A 14,788-nucleotide genomic window follows, 5' to 3' on the forward strand; every position below is an offset into this window, starting at 1 on the left:
GAAGTCGCCGCCATCCTGATCTAGACCGATCCCAATACGTTCGGAGATCACCATGACCGGTTGGGTTCTATTTCTCGCAGCGCTTGTCACGTTCCTTCTCAGCCACGCAATTCCCGTGCGGCCGGCGGTGCGCGGGTGGCTAATCGGAACGCTGGGGCATCGCGGGTATTTTGCAGGGTATTCGATCCTGTCGCTGGCTGTGTTGGTCTGGCTGATCATTGCAGCCGCAAACGCACCTTATGTGGAGGTCATTCCACCGTTTCCAGTATTACGTTGGGTGCCAGTTCTGATCATGCCGGTCGTCTGTTGGCTGGCCCTTGCGGGGCTTGCCATTCAAAATCCGTTCTCGTTTGGCGGGTTAGGCAACCGGACCTTTGACCCAGAGCAGCCCGGTATCCTGCGCACCACCCGCCACCCGGTCCTTGCCGCGTTGATGTTGTGGGCATTGGCACATTTGCTGGCCAATGGCAGCCTGTCACATGTCATCCTGTTTGGCCTGTTTGCCGGTTTCGCAGCCATGGGCATGTCTTTGATCGACCGTCGCAAACTTAGCGAAATGGGGATTGAATGGGTCCGGTTGTCTCGAAATACTGCGCGCTTTTCACTCCGTGCGCCGCGCTCTTGGCCACGTCCCTGGGTATGGATGACCGCACTTGCCGCCTATGCGGTTCTTCTTCACCTGCACGCTCCTGTGATCGGTCTGTCTCCGTTTCCGTAGCTGGGGGAGTGGTCGGATACGCCTGAGCGTGCTATTTGAAATGTCGAAATGAAAAACAAGAGGTCCAAGATGAATCTGGCCTATGTCACCACTACCGATCGCGGCGCCACTGATCGCCTGTTAAGCGCTGTTGCAGAACACCTGCTGGCTTCGGGCGCGAAACTGGCGGGCGTTGTTCAGACCAACACCGAATGCGCGGACAGCAGCAAATGCGATATGGATGTGCGCGTGCTGCCAAAGGGTGAGACCATCCGCATTTCGCAATCTCTAGGAACACAGTCGCGCGGTTGCCGCCTGGACCCCGCAGCGCTGGAACAGGCGGTTGGGTATGTGACTGCTTCGCTTGAAAAAGCACCCCAGTTGCTGATCATCAACAAATTCGGCAAGCACGAATCGGATGGCCGAGGATTCCGCCCTGTGATCGGCGAAGCATTGGCGATGGACATCCCGGTGCTGGTCGGCGTGAACGGGTTGAACGAAGAAAAGTTTCAGGCGTTCGCGGACGGCGCTGCGGAAGCCCTCCCGGCGGACCTAGATGCAATCGAGGCGTGGTTCAACAAGGTTTCAGAACTGCGCACGGCGGCAGAGTAAGGTAGTAAACCCCTAAAAACAGGGTAAAAAAGGCGCCGAAGCGCATTCAGCGCCTTTTTTCGATATTGCAGGGGCTTCAGCCCGGAAAAAACCAGACAGACTTGGACTGCGTCTTACAGGCGGTGATGCTGTCGCGGCTTCAATACCCCTCTGGAAACGAAAATGATCAAGGGCACCGGGAAGTGCTTCGCAACAGTGTAATCAGATCAAACGGTTGGTTCTTAAACCTTGGTTTTTTTCAACCGCGCACAACGCCAACCAACCCGATCACAGCGTGCCAAAAACACACTCTGCACATCTTCACGCTCAGTTGGAAAGATGGTGGGCGACCCTGGAATCGAACCAGGCGTGCGTCTCCGCGAGGGAGTTACAGTCCCCTGCCACACCTTGCGGCCTGTCGCCCACTGTCAGGCGTTGCACCTGACGTGGAGGCGTGATTACTAGCGCACCAAAGGAGCGTCAACAGGAAAATTTCGCTTTGGCGCAGGAAACCGAATTCTCGGCCCGGAGGCCCATAAAATGAAGAAACCCAAATGGGTCGTCGAAAAGGAACAGGCGCGTAAAGCCGCTGCGGCCGAAACCGTCTGGCTGTTCGGCTTGCATGCGGTGCGGGATGCTTTGATGAACCCAAATCGTCAGAAATTGCGCCTGATCGTGACACGTAACGCCCGTGACAAGCTGGCGGAAGCCATTGAGTTTGCTGGGATTGAAGCCGAGATGGTTGATCCACGCAAGTTCACCGCGCCTATTGATGCTGGTTCGGTTCACCAGGGTGCTGCGCTTGAGGTCAAGCCTTTGGATTGGGGCGGTCTGGCCGAAAACTGTATCGGTCGGGAAAACCCGCGCGTCATCCTGCTGGATCGCGTGACCGATCCGCATAACGTCGGGGCGATTCTGCGCTCAGCCGAAGTTTTGGGGGCCAGCGCTGTGATAGGTACGCGGCATCACTCTGCACCTGAAACAGGGGCGCTGGCCAAAACCGCCAGCGGTGCGCTGGAACGCCAACCATATTTGCGGGTGCGCAACCTTGCAGACGCGATCATCGAGCTTCAGGGCATGGGGTTTCTGGTTCTTGGACTGGACGGCGAAGCCGATATGACGATCGAAGGTGCGTTGGTCGAGGGGCATGATCGCCCCGTGGCGCTTGTGCTTGGTGCCGAAGGCCCGGGCTTGCGGCAGAAGACCAAAGAAACCGTCGATCAGTTGGTGAAAATTGACGCAGCAGGCGGGTTTGGGTCACTGAATGTCTCAAACGCGGCGGCAATCGCCTTATATGCATCTCGTTCCTGAGCAAAGGAGAGCGCCATTTCCGGTCCATCCAAAATCGCCACCTGCTGTTATTGCGGCACTCGTGCGGCCCTGGTCCTGAAGGGAAAAGAGCGGCATGAGCTTAGCTGTTCAAGCTGCGGTGCTCCGCTACATGATCTCAAGATGATTCCAAAGCGTAAGGCCGTGAAAGAAAAACAGGCGCGACCTGCCGTGTCTCATATGGTGCATTCAAGGGCAAAACGTAAAAAGAAGAAAAAGAGCGTGTTCTCACGTGTGTTTGACGAAGCCTGGGACGTGATTGAGGATATTTTCGACTAGGCGCCCTTGCGTTGAAACTCGATCACATCCTTGTCAACGGGGCTTCCGTTACCGCCGAAAACTTGCATGTTGATACCTCAAGGCTCCAGATTCTGACGTGGCGATGCTGATCCAACGTTCCATCCTTGGCGCGCTAAGCGCTGTATTCCTTTCTTCTGCCGTTTCCGCGCAGGACAATCCCGTCTATTTCGCCACCGAAGGTGTGGCGATGGCCGGGTATGATCCCGTGACCTACTTCGAAGGCGCGACGCCCGTTATGGGTGCCCCGGAAAACGCTGTGATGTGGAAAGGGGCAAAATGGCATTTTTCATCTGCGGAAAACCGAGAGCGCTTTGAAAGCAACCCCCGGGCCTTTGCTCCGCAGTTTGGCGGGTATTGTTCTTACGCGATGGCCAAAGGGGTTCTGAAAAGCACCGATCCCAATGCGTGGCAGGTGGTCGATGGCCGCCTGTATCTGACGCACTCAAAGCAGATTGAGATGATGTGGCAGCAGGATAGGGCGGAATTCATTGAAATGGCAGAAGAAAACTGGCCGGTGATCTTGTACCACAACTAGGCAAGAATCAGCTAATTGTGAAAAGTCATCACAAAAATGCGCGCCCCCTCTTTTTTTTCACCAACTCATGCCTAAATGTCACAGTGACCGCGGAACGGAACTGCCGCGGGTCATTTCACTGTCCCTCGTTCCAACAACTGGCGCCCAAGCTGTCTTGGGCGCTTTTTTCTTTTGATAACCCTGTTAAGGATAGGGCATGTCAAATTATCCCGATCAGCACCTCAAGACCATTCTGCAACGCACCAAGACGGTTGCCGTTGTAGGAGTGTCGTTGAACCCTGTGCGACCCAGTTTCTACGTGGCGCGCTATCTAACCTTGAAGGGATTTGATGTGATCCCGGTCAATCCAGGCCATGCAGGCAAAGACCTATTCGGTCAGACAGTGCGAGGTAGTCTTTCGGACATAACCGAGCCTGTGGATATGGTGGATATTTTTCGGCGGTCCGAAGCTGTGCCGCCTATCGTTGACGAAGCTCTGGACGTTTTTCCCTCTCTCAGCACGATTTGGATGCAGATCGGGGTTGAACATGCCGAAGCGGAGGCAAAGGCCGAAGCACGGGGCGTTGACGTAGTGATGAACCGCTGTCCCAAGATCGAGTATCAGCGCCTGTTTGGCGAGCTGCGCATGGGCGGATTTTCGACCGGAATCATCTCGTCCAAACTTTAGGGCGTTGCTGGCTGATAGGGTTTCAGCCGGGCCACCTGTTCCTGTCGCCGCTTCTCTAGCACCACGTCGCGCGGCACCCATTCGTAACGGGTGTCCTCGACCAGCGGAGACCAGAACAACACCCCGCCATAGCGCCACGGGTCCAGTACGACACCGTCATACAACGATTCCCCCTTGCGGCTGATGATCGCTGTGGAGTGGTCGATTCTCAGCGGATTATCGGCATTGGCTATGGCGCGATGCATCTCAAGCGTTTGGAAATTTTCCTGCTTCAGACGACGCTCAATGTCCTCGGCCCAGTGCCAGCAGAGCCCGCGTGGGCGCACGCCTTTGTTGACCTTTGCGTTGTGGATCAATGGCGGGTCAGTGATCTGGTATTCATCGACCAGCTGTGCGGTGTAGGCGTAGGCAACCTGCGCCGCTCGTTGGGCTTCTTCGGGATCTATGTCAGGACCCAAACTTTGAATTTCAGTTGCCAGGCGTTGAACCTGGTCCCCGGTCGAGGGCGGTGGCGCAGAGCAGCCCGCGACGATGGCAAGCGTTGCCACAAGCATCAAAACTCGGATCATGTCGCGCCCTCGGCTGCCAATCTGACGTCCAAGTATAGCGGTCCAAACAGCGACGCGGAACCCAGGTGTTACCTCTTAGGGCGGGAAGCCTTTTCCGCGATACCGCTGACGCCCTGACGACGTGCCAGTTCGGTCAGGACATCATCCAGTGCCACGTTCCGCGAGGCCAGCATGACCAGAAGGTGATACAGAACATCAGCCGCCTCAGAGGTCAGCCTGGTTTTGTCATCCTTGACGGCCTCGATGATCGCCTCAACAGCTTCTTCGCCAAACTTCTCTGCACATTTCTCGGGACCTTTGGCCAGCAGCTTGGCTGTCCAACTGGAGTCCGGGTCTGCGTCTTTGCGGGCCTCAATCGTGAAGGCCAGATCGTGCAGGATGCTCATGTTAGCCTCATCGGAATGCGCGCAGCGGCCATGTGTTCCTTGGCTTCGCGGATGGTGTATTCGCCGAAATGAAAGATCGAGGCCGCCAGCACGGCGCTTGCGCCGCCTTTGGTGACACCTTCCACCAGATGGTCCAGATTGCCGACACCTCCGCTGGCGATCACCGGTACATTCACCGCGTCGGAAATGGCGCGGGTCAGGGGCAAGTTGAACCCGGCTTTTGTGCCGTCACGATCCATCGAGGTCAGAAGGATTTCTCCGGCCCCTTTGGCAACAACTGTTTTGGCAAAATCGACCGCATCAATACCGGTAGGCTTTCGCCCACCATGGGTGAAAATTTCCCACTTTCCGGGGCTGACGGTCTTGGCGTCTATGGCGCAAACGATGCATTGACTGCCAAACTGGTCAGCCGCTTCCGCGATCACGTTCGGGTTGGCGACGGCGGCCGAGTTGAAACTGACCTTGTCCGCCCCAGCCAGCAGCAGGGCGCGCACATCTTCCTTGGTGCGTACACCGCCACCCACTGTCAGTGGGACAAAGCACTGCTCAGCCGTGCGCTGCACCACATCAAACATCGTTCCGCGGTTTTCGTGGGTCGCATGGATGTCCAGAAAACATATCTCGTCAGCGCCGGCGGCGTCATAGGCCTTGGCCGATTCCACCGGGTCGCCCGCGTCGCGCAGGCCAACGAAATTCACGCCTTTGACCACGCGGCCATCGGCGACATCAAGACAGGGAATGATCCGGGTTTTCAGCATCTGGGTGTCCTTCGTTGCCGGACCTTTACCGGCAAAGCACCGCTGATGCCAGACTTGTGATTGTGATCCATCGTGAAGCCATGGAAATTAGGGGTGAAATTCATGAAAAGGATTATCGAGATGAAACATCTTCTTCTGGCTTCAATTCTAACATTCGGGGGCGCACTATCCGCCATGGCTGACGACATCATCAAAGTTCAAACAAGTAAATCCGTGGCTGAGGCGCTGGATGCGTTGGAAGCAGCAGTTGGCAATGCCGGGGCCACCGTGTTTGCGCGAATCGACCATGCGGCCGGAGCGGAAAAGGTCGGTACACCCATTCCTGCCAATCAGGTGCTGATTTTCGGTAACCCTGCGCTGGGCACGCCAGCCATGCAGATCGACCCGCGTGCTGGGTTGTTCCTGCCGCTCAAGGTGCAAGCCTATGAGGACGCCAGCGGTCAGGTCTGGCTGGCCTATGAAGACCCCAAGGAAACGATGGATGAGCTGGATGAGGTCGAAAAGTCACCCGTCATCGAAAAGATGCGCGGCGCTTTGGCGAAACTGACTGCCGCTGCCGCGCAGTAGCTCAGTTAAGGGCGCGAATGGCCTCGGCCAGGTCAATCGCGCCATCATACAGCGCCCGACCCGAGATCGCGCCGTCCAGTTCGACACCACAGTCGCGCAGGGCGATCAGGTCTTCCAAAGAGCTGACGCCACCCGACGCAATCACGGGGATAGAAACCGCCTGAGCGAGGGCTGCTGTCGCCTCGATGTTCGGGCCCTGCATCGCGCCATCACGGTTGATGTCAGTATAGATGATTGCGGCCACGCCTGCGTCTTCGAAACTGCGGGCCAGATCGGTGACCTGCACGTCAGTCTCTTCGGCCCAGCCTTTAGTCGCCACCATACCGTTGCGCGCATCAATGCCCACAGCGACTTTGCCGGGAAAAGCTTTCGCCGCTTCGCGCACCAGATCAGGGTTTTCGACCGCAACTGTGCCCAAAATGACCCGCGCCAAACCCTTGCCGATCCATGTTTCGATCGTGGCCATGTCGCGGATACCGCCACCCAACTGAGCGGGCACGTCGCAGGCTTTCAGTATCGCCTCGACCGGGGCGGCGTTAACCGGTTCACCCGCAAACGCGCCGTTCAGATCGACCAGATGAAGCCACTCGCATCCCGCCTCGACAAAGGCGCGGGCCTGTGCGGCAGGGTCTTCATTGAACACGGTGGCCTTGTCCATTTCACCGCGCAGCAGGCGTACGGCATTGCCGTCTTTGAGGTCGATGGCGGGGTAGAGGATCATGTCGGGCGGCCCTATATCTTTGTTACACGCGCGGGATATCGCACAGGCAGGGCAGGGGATGCAACGCGACGCTGGGTCATTCTTGCCCGTCGGTCCTTGGCGGGTCAGACTGCCCTCAAAACAGGGAGAAAATCATGAAGAAATTTACGTTTGCAGCGGGTTTGTCGCTTCTTGCGACCAGTGCTTTGGCAGCAGATCCTGTTGACGGGCTATGGAAGACTGCGCCGGGTGACACGGGTGGTTACCTGCATGTCACGATTTCCGAATGCGGGAGCGCGATTTGCGGCACAATCGACAGCGCCTTTGATGCGGATGGGAACCAGCAGCTGGAATACGAAAATCTGGGTAAACAGATCATCTGGGACATGGTGCCCGAAGGTAGCGGCAGCTATGACAGCGGCAAGATCTGGGCCCCGGACCGCGACAAGACCTACAATTCGAAAATGTCGCTGGACGGGCAGAACAAGCTGACCGTCAAGGGTTGTGTGGCGGGTGGTTTGATCTGTCGCGGCCAAACCTGGACGCGCGTCCAGTAACCCTCAGGGGTTCCAGGTCAGGAAGTTGCCCAGCATACGCAGCCCAACGTCCTGACTTTTCTCGGGGTGGAACTGCATCCCAACCATCGTGTCGCGGCCAATCACGGCCGTGACCTCTTGCCCATAATCAACGTAAGCCAGCCGCTGTGCTGGGTCGCTCACACGAAAATGGTAGGAGTGGACGAAATACGTGTGATCACCGGATTTCACCCCATCGAACACTGGATGATCGCTTTCCAGGACCAGATCATTCCAGCCCATATGGGGGACTTTTAGGGCTGCATCCGAAGGCTCAATTCGGACAACATCACCTGCAACCCAGCCCAAACCATCGGTTTCGCTGTATTCATGGCCCTTGGTGGCCATCAGTTGCATCCCAACGCAGATGCCCAGAAACGGTCGTCCCTTTTGCTCGACTGCCTCGACCATCGCATCATAGATACCTCTGTGTCCCCGCAGCTCGGCGGCACAGGCCGGAAAGGCCCCATCACCCGGCAACACCAAACGATCCGCACGCGCCACGACGTCTGCGTCCGAGGTCACAACAACCTCACCGGCATCCAATTCACGCGCCATGCGCTGAAAAGCCTTCTCGGCCGAGTGCAGATTGCCCGACTCATAATCAATGATCGCAGTCAACATGATACGGACCTGTTCTTCTTCTTGTTCCAAATACGGCGGGGTGAATTGGCCAAAGGCCAAGAGGGGCGGCGCCCCTTACCACCGCCTACAAAGCACCCTTGGTCGATGGAATCGCATCCGCCTTGCGTGGATCGGTTTCGACTGCATCACGCAAAGCGCGCGCGACAGCTTTGAAAGCCGCCTCGGCAATGTGATGGCTGTTGAAGCCGTGCAACTGGTCGATGTGCAGGGTGATGCCGCCATGTGTGCTGAGCGCCTGAAAAAACTCTCGCACAAGCTCTGTGTCGAACGTGCCGATCTTCTGCGTGGGCAAGTCTACATTCCAGATCAGGAACGGACGGCCCGACAAGTCCAGCGCGCAGCGCACTTGTGCGTCGTCCATAGGCAGATGACATTCGCCATAACGGCGGATGCCTTTCTTATCGCCCAGAGCCTGCGTCAGTGCCTGACCCAGCGCGATGCCGGTATCTTCGACCGTGTGATGGTCGTCGATGTGATAATCACCCTTGGCACTGATCGTCATGTCGATCAGCGAGTGGCGCGCCAGCTGATCCAGCATGTGGTCAAAGAAGCCAACACCGGTCTGGTTGTCATAGGTGCCGGTGCCATCCAGATTGACCTGAACCGTGATCTCGGTCTCGGCGGTCTTGCGGCTGATCGAAGCGCTGCGCATGGGCGAATTCCTTTTGCTACAGGCGCGCTTATAGACGGGGTTGGGCTGCCTTATCCAGACCATAGGTGGCATTCAGGCCAAACTGTTGCAGGGGATTGCACCCGGCTGTGCCCCGTGTCAGCTTGCAAGCAACACGAACCGATAGGGTCACACTATGTCCACCTGCGTTTTTATCCAGATCCGCTGCAAACCCGGCACCACTTATAAGGTGGCCGAAGAAATCGCCCTGCGCGAAATTCATTCCGAACTGTATTCCACCAGCGGCGAATATGACCTGCTTCTGAAGCTATATATCCCCGAGACCGAGGATGTGGGCCACTTCATCAACGAACACTTGCTAGTGATCCCTAACATCGAACGCTCGCTGACCACCATGACATTCAAGGCGTTCTAGCCCAGTTCGAACGTCGTCACGCCAAAGATTCGGTCCAGATCGATATCCGGCTGATGGCTGGAATACATCCGGGCGGTTTCAAACACTTTGTCCAGTCCAAGCGCGTCGGCCAAAGCGAAGGCTGATGTGTTGGGCTGTGGCATGTCCACAAAAACCTCATGCTCGTTGTGGTCTTCGGGAATCGCCGTCAGCAGAGCTGCTAACAGAGCCCTTGCAATGTCGGTATTGTCTGCAAACAGCGGACCAACCTTGTATCCGGTGATGCAAGGGCGCAGCGTTGCGTAGCCTTGGATTCTGCCATTGTCGGAATAGACCTTTGATACGTGATTGTAAGCGCTGAGCCAGCTTTCAAGGAACAGATCGCGTGCAGCGGGAAACATGTCGCGGTCATAGGCTTTCAATTCATCTGACGCACTGCTCAGATCCGCTACGCAATCATTCGAAGATGTACCCAGCTTCGCCAGCATCCGCGTTTTTGTTCCGGCAAATCGGTAGTTGTTATACGCGAAGGTAAAGCCGGATTTGCGATAATTTTCCTGCTGCTCGACAACGCCATCCAGACCCATGTTACGACTGCCGCAATGAGCAAGCGCATGTTGCGCTATCTCAAGCCCATGACCATGGTGCCGGAACTCGGGTTTAACGATGTAAAAGCCCAGAAACGCGAAATCGGCGTTGTAATTCACCGCCGAGACCGAGGAAATCATCTCTCCATCCAGAAATCCGCCCAGAAACCCGTCCGGGTCCGTTGGGCGAAAGCACTCGGCGTCGTGTACGCCGGGGTTCCATCCTTCGCGACCGGCCCAATCCACAGCGTGCTGGACTTCGGCAGCAGTGAGTGGGCGAATGATATAATCAGACATCGGGTAATCCTGCATTGCGTAATGCGACCAGAATGGCGCAACGCGCTGCAAAGAACCAGCATGTTCGGATCGGTTGGTATCTGGAGCGGGCGAGGCGATTCGAACGCCCGACCCTAACCTTGGCAAGGTTATGCTCTACCCCTGAGCTACGCCCGCATCAGATACATATGTGGTCCAAAGACCTCTCAATGGAGCGGGCGAGGCGATTCGAACGCCCGACCCTAACCTTGGCAAGGTTATGCTCTACCCCTGAGCTACGCCCGCGCCGTTGAGTGAGGAGGGATGTATAAATTCCCACGCGAGGCTGCAAGCGGAAAAACGCAAAAAAGAGGAAAAATCTTTCGACGGAAATCCGAGCCCAGCTCGTTGAAAATCTAGAGCGTGAAAAAATAAGAGGGGCTGAAGAATGAAAATGGCACGTATAGCTGATATGAAAATGGCGCTGTTGGCCGCGCTGATCATATTGACCACGATGCTATGCGCACGGGTTGAGGACAAGGTGGTCGAGGTCGACCCAGTCCTGATGCGCGCGCCACTGGTCGAAACGCTGGTGTTGGCGGGATAAACCCCGCCTACAGTCAGAGGGCCAGGACCAGATTCGCGATCGCGGTTACCAATATTGCTGTGAACGTCAGCCCCATTCCAAGCTGTCGCAGAATGACGATCTGCGGCGTTCTGCCAAAACCGTATGCGTGCAACAGACGCCCGGCCAACAGCATCAGGCCCAACACGTGTAACGTCAGGCTACCTGCGCCTTGCAACTCTACCATTGCGATCAGCAAAAGGCCGATGGGTGCGTATTCGGCGCAATTGGAATGCGTGCGTATCGCCTTGATCATAAGTTTGCTGCCGCCATCGCCGACCGAAATTTTGTCGCTACGGCGCTGTAGAATCACTTTGACGCTGAGCGCTACGTACAGGATTGCGATCAGGGCCGCGTAGATCGGTGTGATTGCAAGCATGGTCTGTCTCCGTTCCAGCATTGAAAAGGGCCGCACGGTTTCCCGCACGGCCCTTTGAACTTTAGCTGGTTCGACGGCTTATTCCAGTTCGACGAGCAGGTCTTTTGCGTCGATCTGGCCGCCTGGTTGCACGTGAACAGCTTTGACGGTTGCGTCGCGTTCGGCGTGGATGCCGGTTTCCATTTTCATCGCCTCGATGGTCAACAGCATGTCGCCTTCCTTGACCTCTTGTCCCGCAGTTACGGCAACCGTTGCCACGACCCCCGGCATTGGTGCGCCGACGTGATCGGGGTTGCCGGTTTCAGCCTTGGGCCGGGCCTGAGTGCTTGATGTGACCATCCGGTTCGGTACCCGGATGACACGGGGTTGGCCGTTCAGTTCAAAGAACACGCGGACTTCGCCGTTTTCATCGGTCTCGCCAATCGCCTGACAGCGGATCTCCAGCGTCTTGCCCGGGTCAATCTCGGCCGTGATCTCTTCGCTCGGCTCCATGCCGTAGAAGAAGGTGCGTGTAGGCAGAGTTCGGACAGGGCCATAGATCCGATGACGTCCCATGTAGTCCAGGAACACCTTGGGATACATCAGGTAGCCGTTCAGGTCCTCGTCATCGACGTCTTTGCCTTCCAGCTGCTTGGACAGTTCGGCGCGGGTGGCTTCCAGATCAACCGCAGGCACGTCCTTGCCGGGGCGTTCTGTGTTGGGGGCCTCGTCCTTCAGCACCTTCTTGATGATGGTGTCGGGGAACCCACCCGGAGGCTGACCCAGATTGCCACGCATCATGTCCACGACCGAGTCGGGGAAGGCGACGTCAGTTGCCGGGTCCTCGACCTGTTCGCGGGTCATGTTTTGGCTGACCATCATCAGCGCCATGTCGCCAACAACCTTCGACGACGGCGTCACTTTCACGATGTCACCGAACATCTGGTTTACGTCGGCATACATCTGGGCGACCTCGTGCCAGCGCTCTTCCAGACCCAGGCTACGCGCCTGCGCCTTGAGGTTGGTGAACTGACCCCCGGGCATCTCGTGCAGATAGACCTCGGACGCCGGGGCCTGCAGGCTGGATTCGAAGGCCGCATACTGACCGCGAACCGCTTCGAAGTAGTCGCTGATCTCGCGGATTGCCTTGATGTCCAGCCCGGTGTCGCGGTCGGTGTGGCGCAGGGCCTCGACCACGGTGCCCAGCGTTGCCTGTGACGTGTTGCCCGAGAAGCTGTCCATCGCGCAGTCCACGGCGTCCACACCCGCATCGGACGCGGCCAGAATGGTCGCGCTGGCGATACCGGCGGTGTCATGGGTGTGGAAATGGATCGGCAGGCCGACCTCTTCTTTCAGCGCGCGGATCAGGATCTTAGCCGAGGCTGGTTTCAACAGACCCGCCATGTCTTTCAGGCCAAGGATATGCGCACCTGCGTCGCGCAGCTCTTTCGCCATGCCGACATAATACTTCAGGTCGTACTTGGCCCGATCCGGGTCAAGGATGTCGCCCGTGTAGCAAACCGTGCCTTCGCAGATCTTGCCGTTCTCGACGACAGCGTCCATCGCCACACGCATGTTCTCAACCCAGTTCAGCGAGTCGAACACGCGGAAGACATCAATGTTCTTGGACGCCTGGCGTACGAATTCCTGCACCACGTTGTCGGGGTAGTTGGTGTAGCCGACCCCGTTTGCTCCACGCAGAAGCATCTGGGTCATCAGGTTCGGCATCGCTTCGCGCAGGTCGCGCAAACGCTGCCACGGGCATTCCTGCAGGAACCGATAGGCGACGTCGAACGTTGCGCCGCCCCAACATTCTACACTGAACAACTGCGGCAGGTTGGCCGCATAAGTCGGAGCAACCTTGATCATGTCGATCGACCGCATCCGGGTCGCCAGCAGTGACTGATGCCCGTCGCGCATGGTGGTGTCGGTGATCAGCAGTTGACGCTGCGCCTTCATCCAGTCGGCCACAGCCTGCGGGCCCTTTTGCTCCAGCAGGTTGCGGGTGCCCATTTGTGGTTCGGCCTTTTGCGCGGGGGGTTTGGCCTCTTTCAAGTCGGCGCGCGGTTCGGGGCGATCCTTGGTCTCGGGGTGCCCGTTCACCGTAATGTCCGCGATATAGGTCAGAACCTTGGTGCCCCGGTCGCGGCGGCGCTTGAACGCGAACAGATCGGGTGTCGTGTCGATGAACTTGGTGGTGTATTCATTCGACAGGAAAGTTGGGTGTTTCAGCAGGTTGATGACAAAGTCGATATTGGTGCTGACACCGCGAATGCGGAATTCACGCAGGGCGCGGTCCATGCGGGCAATTGCGGCCTCAGGCGTCGGGGCCTTGGCCGTCACCTTGGTCAGCAGCGAGTCGTAATACCGCGTGATCACCCCGCCCGCATAGGCGGTGCCGCCATCCAGACGAATGCCCATGCCGGTGGCCGAGCGATAGGCGGTGATGCGGCCATAGTCGGGGATGAAGTTGTTCTGTGGGTCTTCGGTCGTAATCCGGGTCTGCAGCGCATGGCCGTTCAGATGCACATCCGCCTGGCTGGCAGCGCCGGTGGCTTCGGCCAGGGTCTTGCCTTCAGCGATCAGAATCTGTGCTTGAACGATGTCGATACCGGTGACTTCCTCGGTGACAGTGTGTTCCACCTGCACGCGCGGGTTCACTTCGATGAAGTAGAACTTGCCGGTTTCCATATCCATCAGGAACTCGACAGTGCCCGCGCACTCATAGTTCACATGGGCGCAGATTTTGCGCCCCAGTTCACAGATCTCAGCGCGCTGCTCTTCGGACAGGTATGGGGCAGGGGCGCGTTCGACCACCTTCTGGTTGCGGCGCTGGACCGAGCAGTCACGCTCATAAAGGTGATAAATCTCACCATGCTTGTCGCCCAGTATCTGAACCTCGACGTGGCGGGCGCGGGTGATCATCTTTTCCAGATAGCCCTCACCATTGCCAAAGGCGGCTTCGGCCTCGCGACGGCCTTCCAGCACCTTTTCTTCCAATTCGTCCTCGGACTCAATCGGGCGCATACCCCGACCACCACCGCCCCAGCTGGCCTTGAGCATCAGCGGATAACCGATCTCGGCGGCCTCGGCCCGGATCGCGTCCATGTCATCACCTAACACTTCGGTTGCGGGGATGACCGGAACGCCAGCCTCAATCGCCACACGCCGCGCACTGGCTTTATCGCCCAGAGCGCGCATGGTTTCGGCTTTGGGGCCAATAAAGGTGATCCCGTTCTGCACACAGGCATCCACGAAATCCGGGTTCTCGGACAGCAGGCCATAGCCCGGATGGATCGCGTCCGCGCCACACTCCTTGGCCACGCGGATAATCTCGTCAATGCTCAGATATGCAGCAACCGGGCCCATGCCTTCGCCAATGCGATAGGCCTCATCGGCCTTGAAACGATGCAGGCCAAGCTTGTCCTCTTCGGCAAAGACAGCAACAGTGCGTTTGCCCATCTCGTTCGCTGCGCGCATAACGCGAATGGCAATCTCGCCGCGGTTGGCGATCAGGATCTTGGTGAAGTCTGTCATATTAAGTCCCGGTCTTTATGTGTTTGGGCGTGTTATTGGGCGAACAATACGCGCAGGTATATCCGTTCTTCTGGGTAGAACC

The 14,788-nt window shown here is 57.5% G+C and carries 19 protein-coding genes and 3 tRNA genes; 10 read left to right on the forward strand and 12 right to left on the reverse strand.

Features of this window, described 5'->3' with window-relative positions; translation table 11 throughout:
- Nucleotides 1-52: 52 nt before the first annotated feature.
- Complete coding sequence (locus I9187_RS13920) at nt 53-718, forward strand: NnrU family protein (RefSeq protein ID WP_171175388.1); 666 nt, start codon at nt 53-55, stop codon at nt 716-718.
- Between the two features lie 69 nt (nt 719-787).
- Entirely contained in the window at nt 788-1,309 is a 522-nt protein-coding gene (locus I9187_RS13925; RefSeq protein ID WP_171175386.1) for a DUF2478 domain-containing protein, read from the forward strand.
- A gap of 319 nt (nt 1,310-1,628) precedes the next feature.
- Here I9187_RS13925 and I9187_RS13930 read toward each other — a convergent pair.
- Nucleotides 1,629-1,712 (reverse strand) — tRNA-Tyr (locus tag I9187_RS13930).
- A gap of 116 nt (nt 1,713-1,828) precedes the next feature.
- On the opposite strand from I9187_RS13930, the gene rlmB reads away from it, so the two are divergent.
- The 4 genes from rlmB to I9187_RS13950 all read left to right on the forward strand — a co-directional run bounded on the left by rlmB (nt 1,829) and on the right by I9187_RS13950 (nt 4,119).
- On the forward strand, nt 1,829-2,599 hold the full coding sequence (gene rlmB / locus I9187_RS13935; RefSeq protein ID WP_171175384.1) for a 23S rRNA (guanosine(2251)-2'-O)-methyltransferase RlmB: 771 nt from the start codon (nt 1,829-1,831) through the stop codon (nt 2,597-2,599).
- A gap of 141 nt (nt 2,600-2,740) precedes the next feature.
- Nucleotides 2,741-2,896, forward strand: a complete 156-nt coding sequence (locus tag I9187_RS13940; RefSeq protein ID WP_348540108.1) for a hypothetical protein — start codon at nt 2,741-2,743, stop codon at nt 2,894-2,896.
- A 103-nt stretch (nt 2,897-2,999) separates the two neighbouring features.
- The gene (locus I9187_RS13945) at nt 3,000-3,452 is read left to right on the forward strand and encodes a YHS domain-containing (seleno)protein (RefSeq protein WP_174836676.1); all 453 of its coding nucleotides are present in this window, start codon (nt 3,000-3,002) and stop codon (nt 3,450-3,452) included.
- 196 nt (nt 3,453-3,648) lie between these two features.
- The gene (locus I9187_RS13950) at nt 3,649-4,119 is read left to right on the forward strand and encodes a CoA-binding protein (protein WP_171175380.1); all 471 of its coding nucleotides are present in this window, start codon (nt 3,649-3,651) and stop codon (nt 4,117-4,119) included.
- Here the strand turns inward: I9187_RS13950 and I9187_RS13955 are convergent.
- The 3 genes from I9187_RS13955 to hisF all read right to left on the reverse strand — a co-directional run bounded on the left by I9187_RS13955 (nt 4,116) and on the right by hisF (nt 5,832).
- On the reverse strand, nt 4,116-4,688 hold the full coding sequence (locus I9187_RS13955; protein WP_171175378.1) for a hypothetical protein: 573 nt from the start codon (nt 4,686-4,688) through the stop codon (nt 4,116-4,118). The genes I9187_RS13950 and I9187_RS13955 overlap by 4 nt on opposite strands.
- A 68-nt stretch (nt 4,689-4,756) precedes the next feature.
- Nucleotides 4,757-5,074, reverse strand: a complete 318-nt coding sequence (locus I9187_RS13960; protein WP_171175376.1) for a phosphoribosyl-ATP diphosphatase — start codon at nt 5,072-5,074, stop codon at nt 4,757-4,759.
- Nucleotides 5,071-5,832: an imidazole glycerol phosphate synthase subunit HisF gene (hisF, locus tag I9187_RS13965; RefSeq protein WP_171175374.1), complete on the reverse strand. Its 762-nt coding sequence runs from the start codon at nt 5,830-5,832 to the stop codon at nt 5,071-5,073. The genes I9187_RS13960 and hisF overlap by 4 nt, the downstream gene beginning before the upstream one ends.
- A gap of 120 nt (nt 5,833-5,952) precedes the next feature.
- Between hisF and I9187_RS13970 the strand changes: the two genes are divergently transcribed.
- Nucleotides 5,953-6,399: a DUF302 domain-containing protein gene (locus tag I9187_RS13970; RefSeq protein WP_245223227.1), complete on the forward strand. Its 447-nt coding sequence runs from the start codon at nt 5,953-5,955 to the stop codon at nt 6,397-6,399.
- Between the two features lies 1 nt (nt 6,400).
- On the opposite strand, the gene hisA is transcribed toward I9187_RS13970, so the two are convergent.
- A complete protein-coding gene (gene hisA / locus I9187_RS13975) occupies nt 6,401-7,120 on the reverse strand; it encodes a 1-(5-phosphoribosyl)-5-[(5-phosphoribosylamino)methylideneamino]imidazole-4-carboxamide isomerase (RefSeq protein WP_171175372.1) in 720 nt (239 codons plus the stop codon).
- A 134-nt stretch (nt 7,121-7,254) separates the two neighbouring features.
- Here hisA and I9187_RS13980 point away from each other — a divergent pair, with 134 nt between their 5' ends.
- Complete coding sequence (locus I9187_RS13980) at nt 7,255-7,656, forward strand: DUF2147 domain-containing protein (protein ID WP_171175370.1); 402 nt, start codon at nt 7,255-7,257, stop codon at nt 7,654-7,656.
- A gap of 3 nt (nt 7,657-7,659) precedes the next feature.
- Here the strand turns inward: I9187_RS13980 and hisH are convergent, their stop codons facing one another.
- Together hisH and hisB are read right to left on the reverse strand one after the other, a co-directional pair.
- Entirely contained in the window at nt 7,660-8,298 is a 639-nt protein-coding gene (gene hisH, locus I9187_RS13985; protein WP_171175368.1) for an imidazole glycerol phosphate synthase subunit HisH, read from the reverse strand.
- An 85-nt stretch (nt 8,299-8,383) separates the two neighbouring features.
- Entirely contained in the window at nt 8,384-8,971 is a 588-nt protein-coding gene (gene hisB / locus I9187_RS13990; RefSeq protein WP_171175366.1) for an imidazoleglycerol-phosphate dehydratase HisB, read from the reverse strand.
- Nucleotides 8,972-9,125: 154 nt separating this feature from the next.
- Here hisB and I9187_RS13995 point away from each other — a divergent pair, with 154 nt between their 5' ends.
- Complete coding sequence (locus tag I9187_RS13995) at nt 9,126-9,365, forward strand: Lrp/AsnC ligand binding domain-containing protein (protein WP_050602861.1); 240 nt, start codon at nt 9,126-9,128, stop codon at nt 9,363-9,365.
- Here the strand turns inward: I9187_RS13995 and I9187_RS14000 are convergent.
- The 3 genes from I9187_RS14000 to I9187_RS14010 all read right to left on the reverse strand — a co-directional run bounded on the left by I9187_RS14000 (nt 9,362) and on the right by I9187_RS14010 (nt 10,492).
- Nucleotides 9,362-10,228 carry a GNAT family N-acetyltransferase gene (locus I9187_RS14000; protein WP_209509441.1) on the reverse strand — a complete coding sequence of 289 codons (867 nt, stop codon included), beginning with the start codon at nt 10,226-10,228 and terminating at the stop codon, nt 9,362-9,364. The two genes, I9187_RS13995 and I9187_RS14000, sit on opposite strands and share 4 nt — an antisense overlap.
- An 81-nt stretch (nt 10,229-10,309) precedes the next feature.
- Nucleotides 10,310-10,384, reverse strand: a tRNA-Gly gene (locus tag I9187_RS14005).
- Nucleotides 10,385-10,417: 33 nt separating this feature from the next.
- Nucleotides 10,418-10,492: transfer RNA gene (locus I9187_RS14010), tRNA-Gly, on the reverse strand.
- A 148-nt stretch (nt 10,493-10,640) separates the two neighbouring features.
- On the opposite strand from I9187_RS14010, the gene I9187_RS14015 reads away from it, so the two are divergent.
- Entirely contained in the window at nt 10,641-10,793 is a 153-nt protein-coding gene (locus I9187_RS14015) for a hypothetical protein (RefSeq protein ID WP_171175362.1), read from the forward strand.
- A 13-nt stretch (nt 10,794-10,806) separates the two neighbouring features.
- Here the strand turns inward: I9187_RS14015 and I9187_RS14020 are convergent, their stop codons facing one another.
- Entirely contained in the window at nt 10,807-11,190 is a 384-nt protein-coding gene (locus I9187_RS14020; protein WP_171175360.1) for an MAPEG family protein, read from the reverse strand.
- A gap of 78 nt (nt 11,191-11,268) precedes the next feature.
- Nucleotides 11,269-14,706: a pyruvate carboxylase gene (locus tag I9187_RS14025; protein ID WP_171175358.1), complete on the reverse strand. Its 3,438-nt coding sequence runs from the start codon at nt 14,704-14,706 to the stop codon at nt 11,269-11,271.
- Between the last annotated feature and the right edge of the window lie 82 nt (nt 14,707-14,788).

It is taken from the genome of Ruegeria sp. HKCCE4148 (assembly GCF_017872495.1).
In the GTDB taxonomy this organism is placed as follows: domain Bacteria; phylum Pseudomonadota; class Alphaproteobacteria; order Rhodobacterales; family Rhodobacteraceae; genus Ruegeria.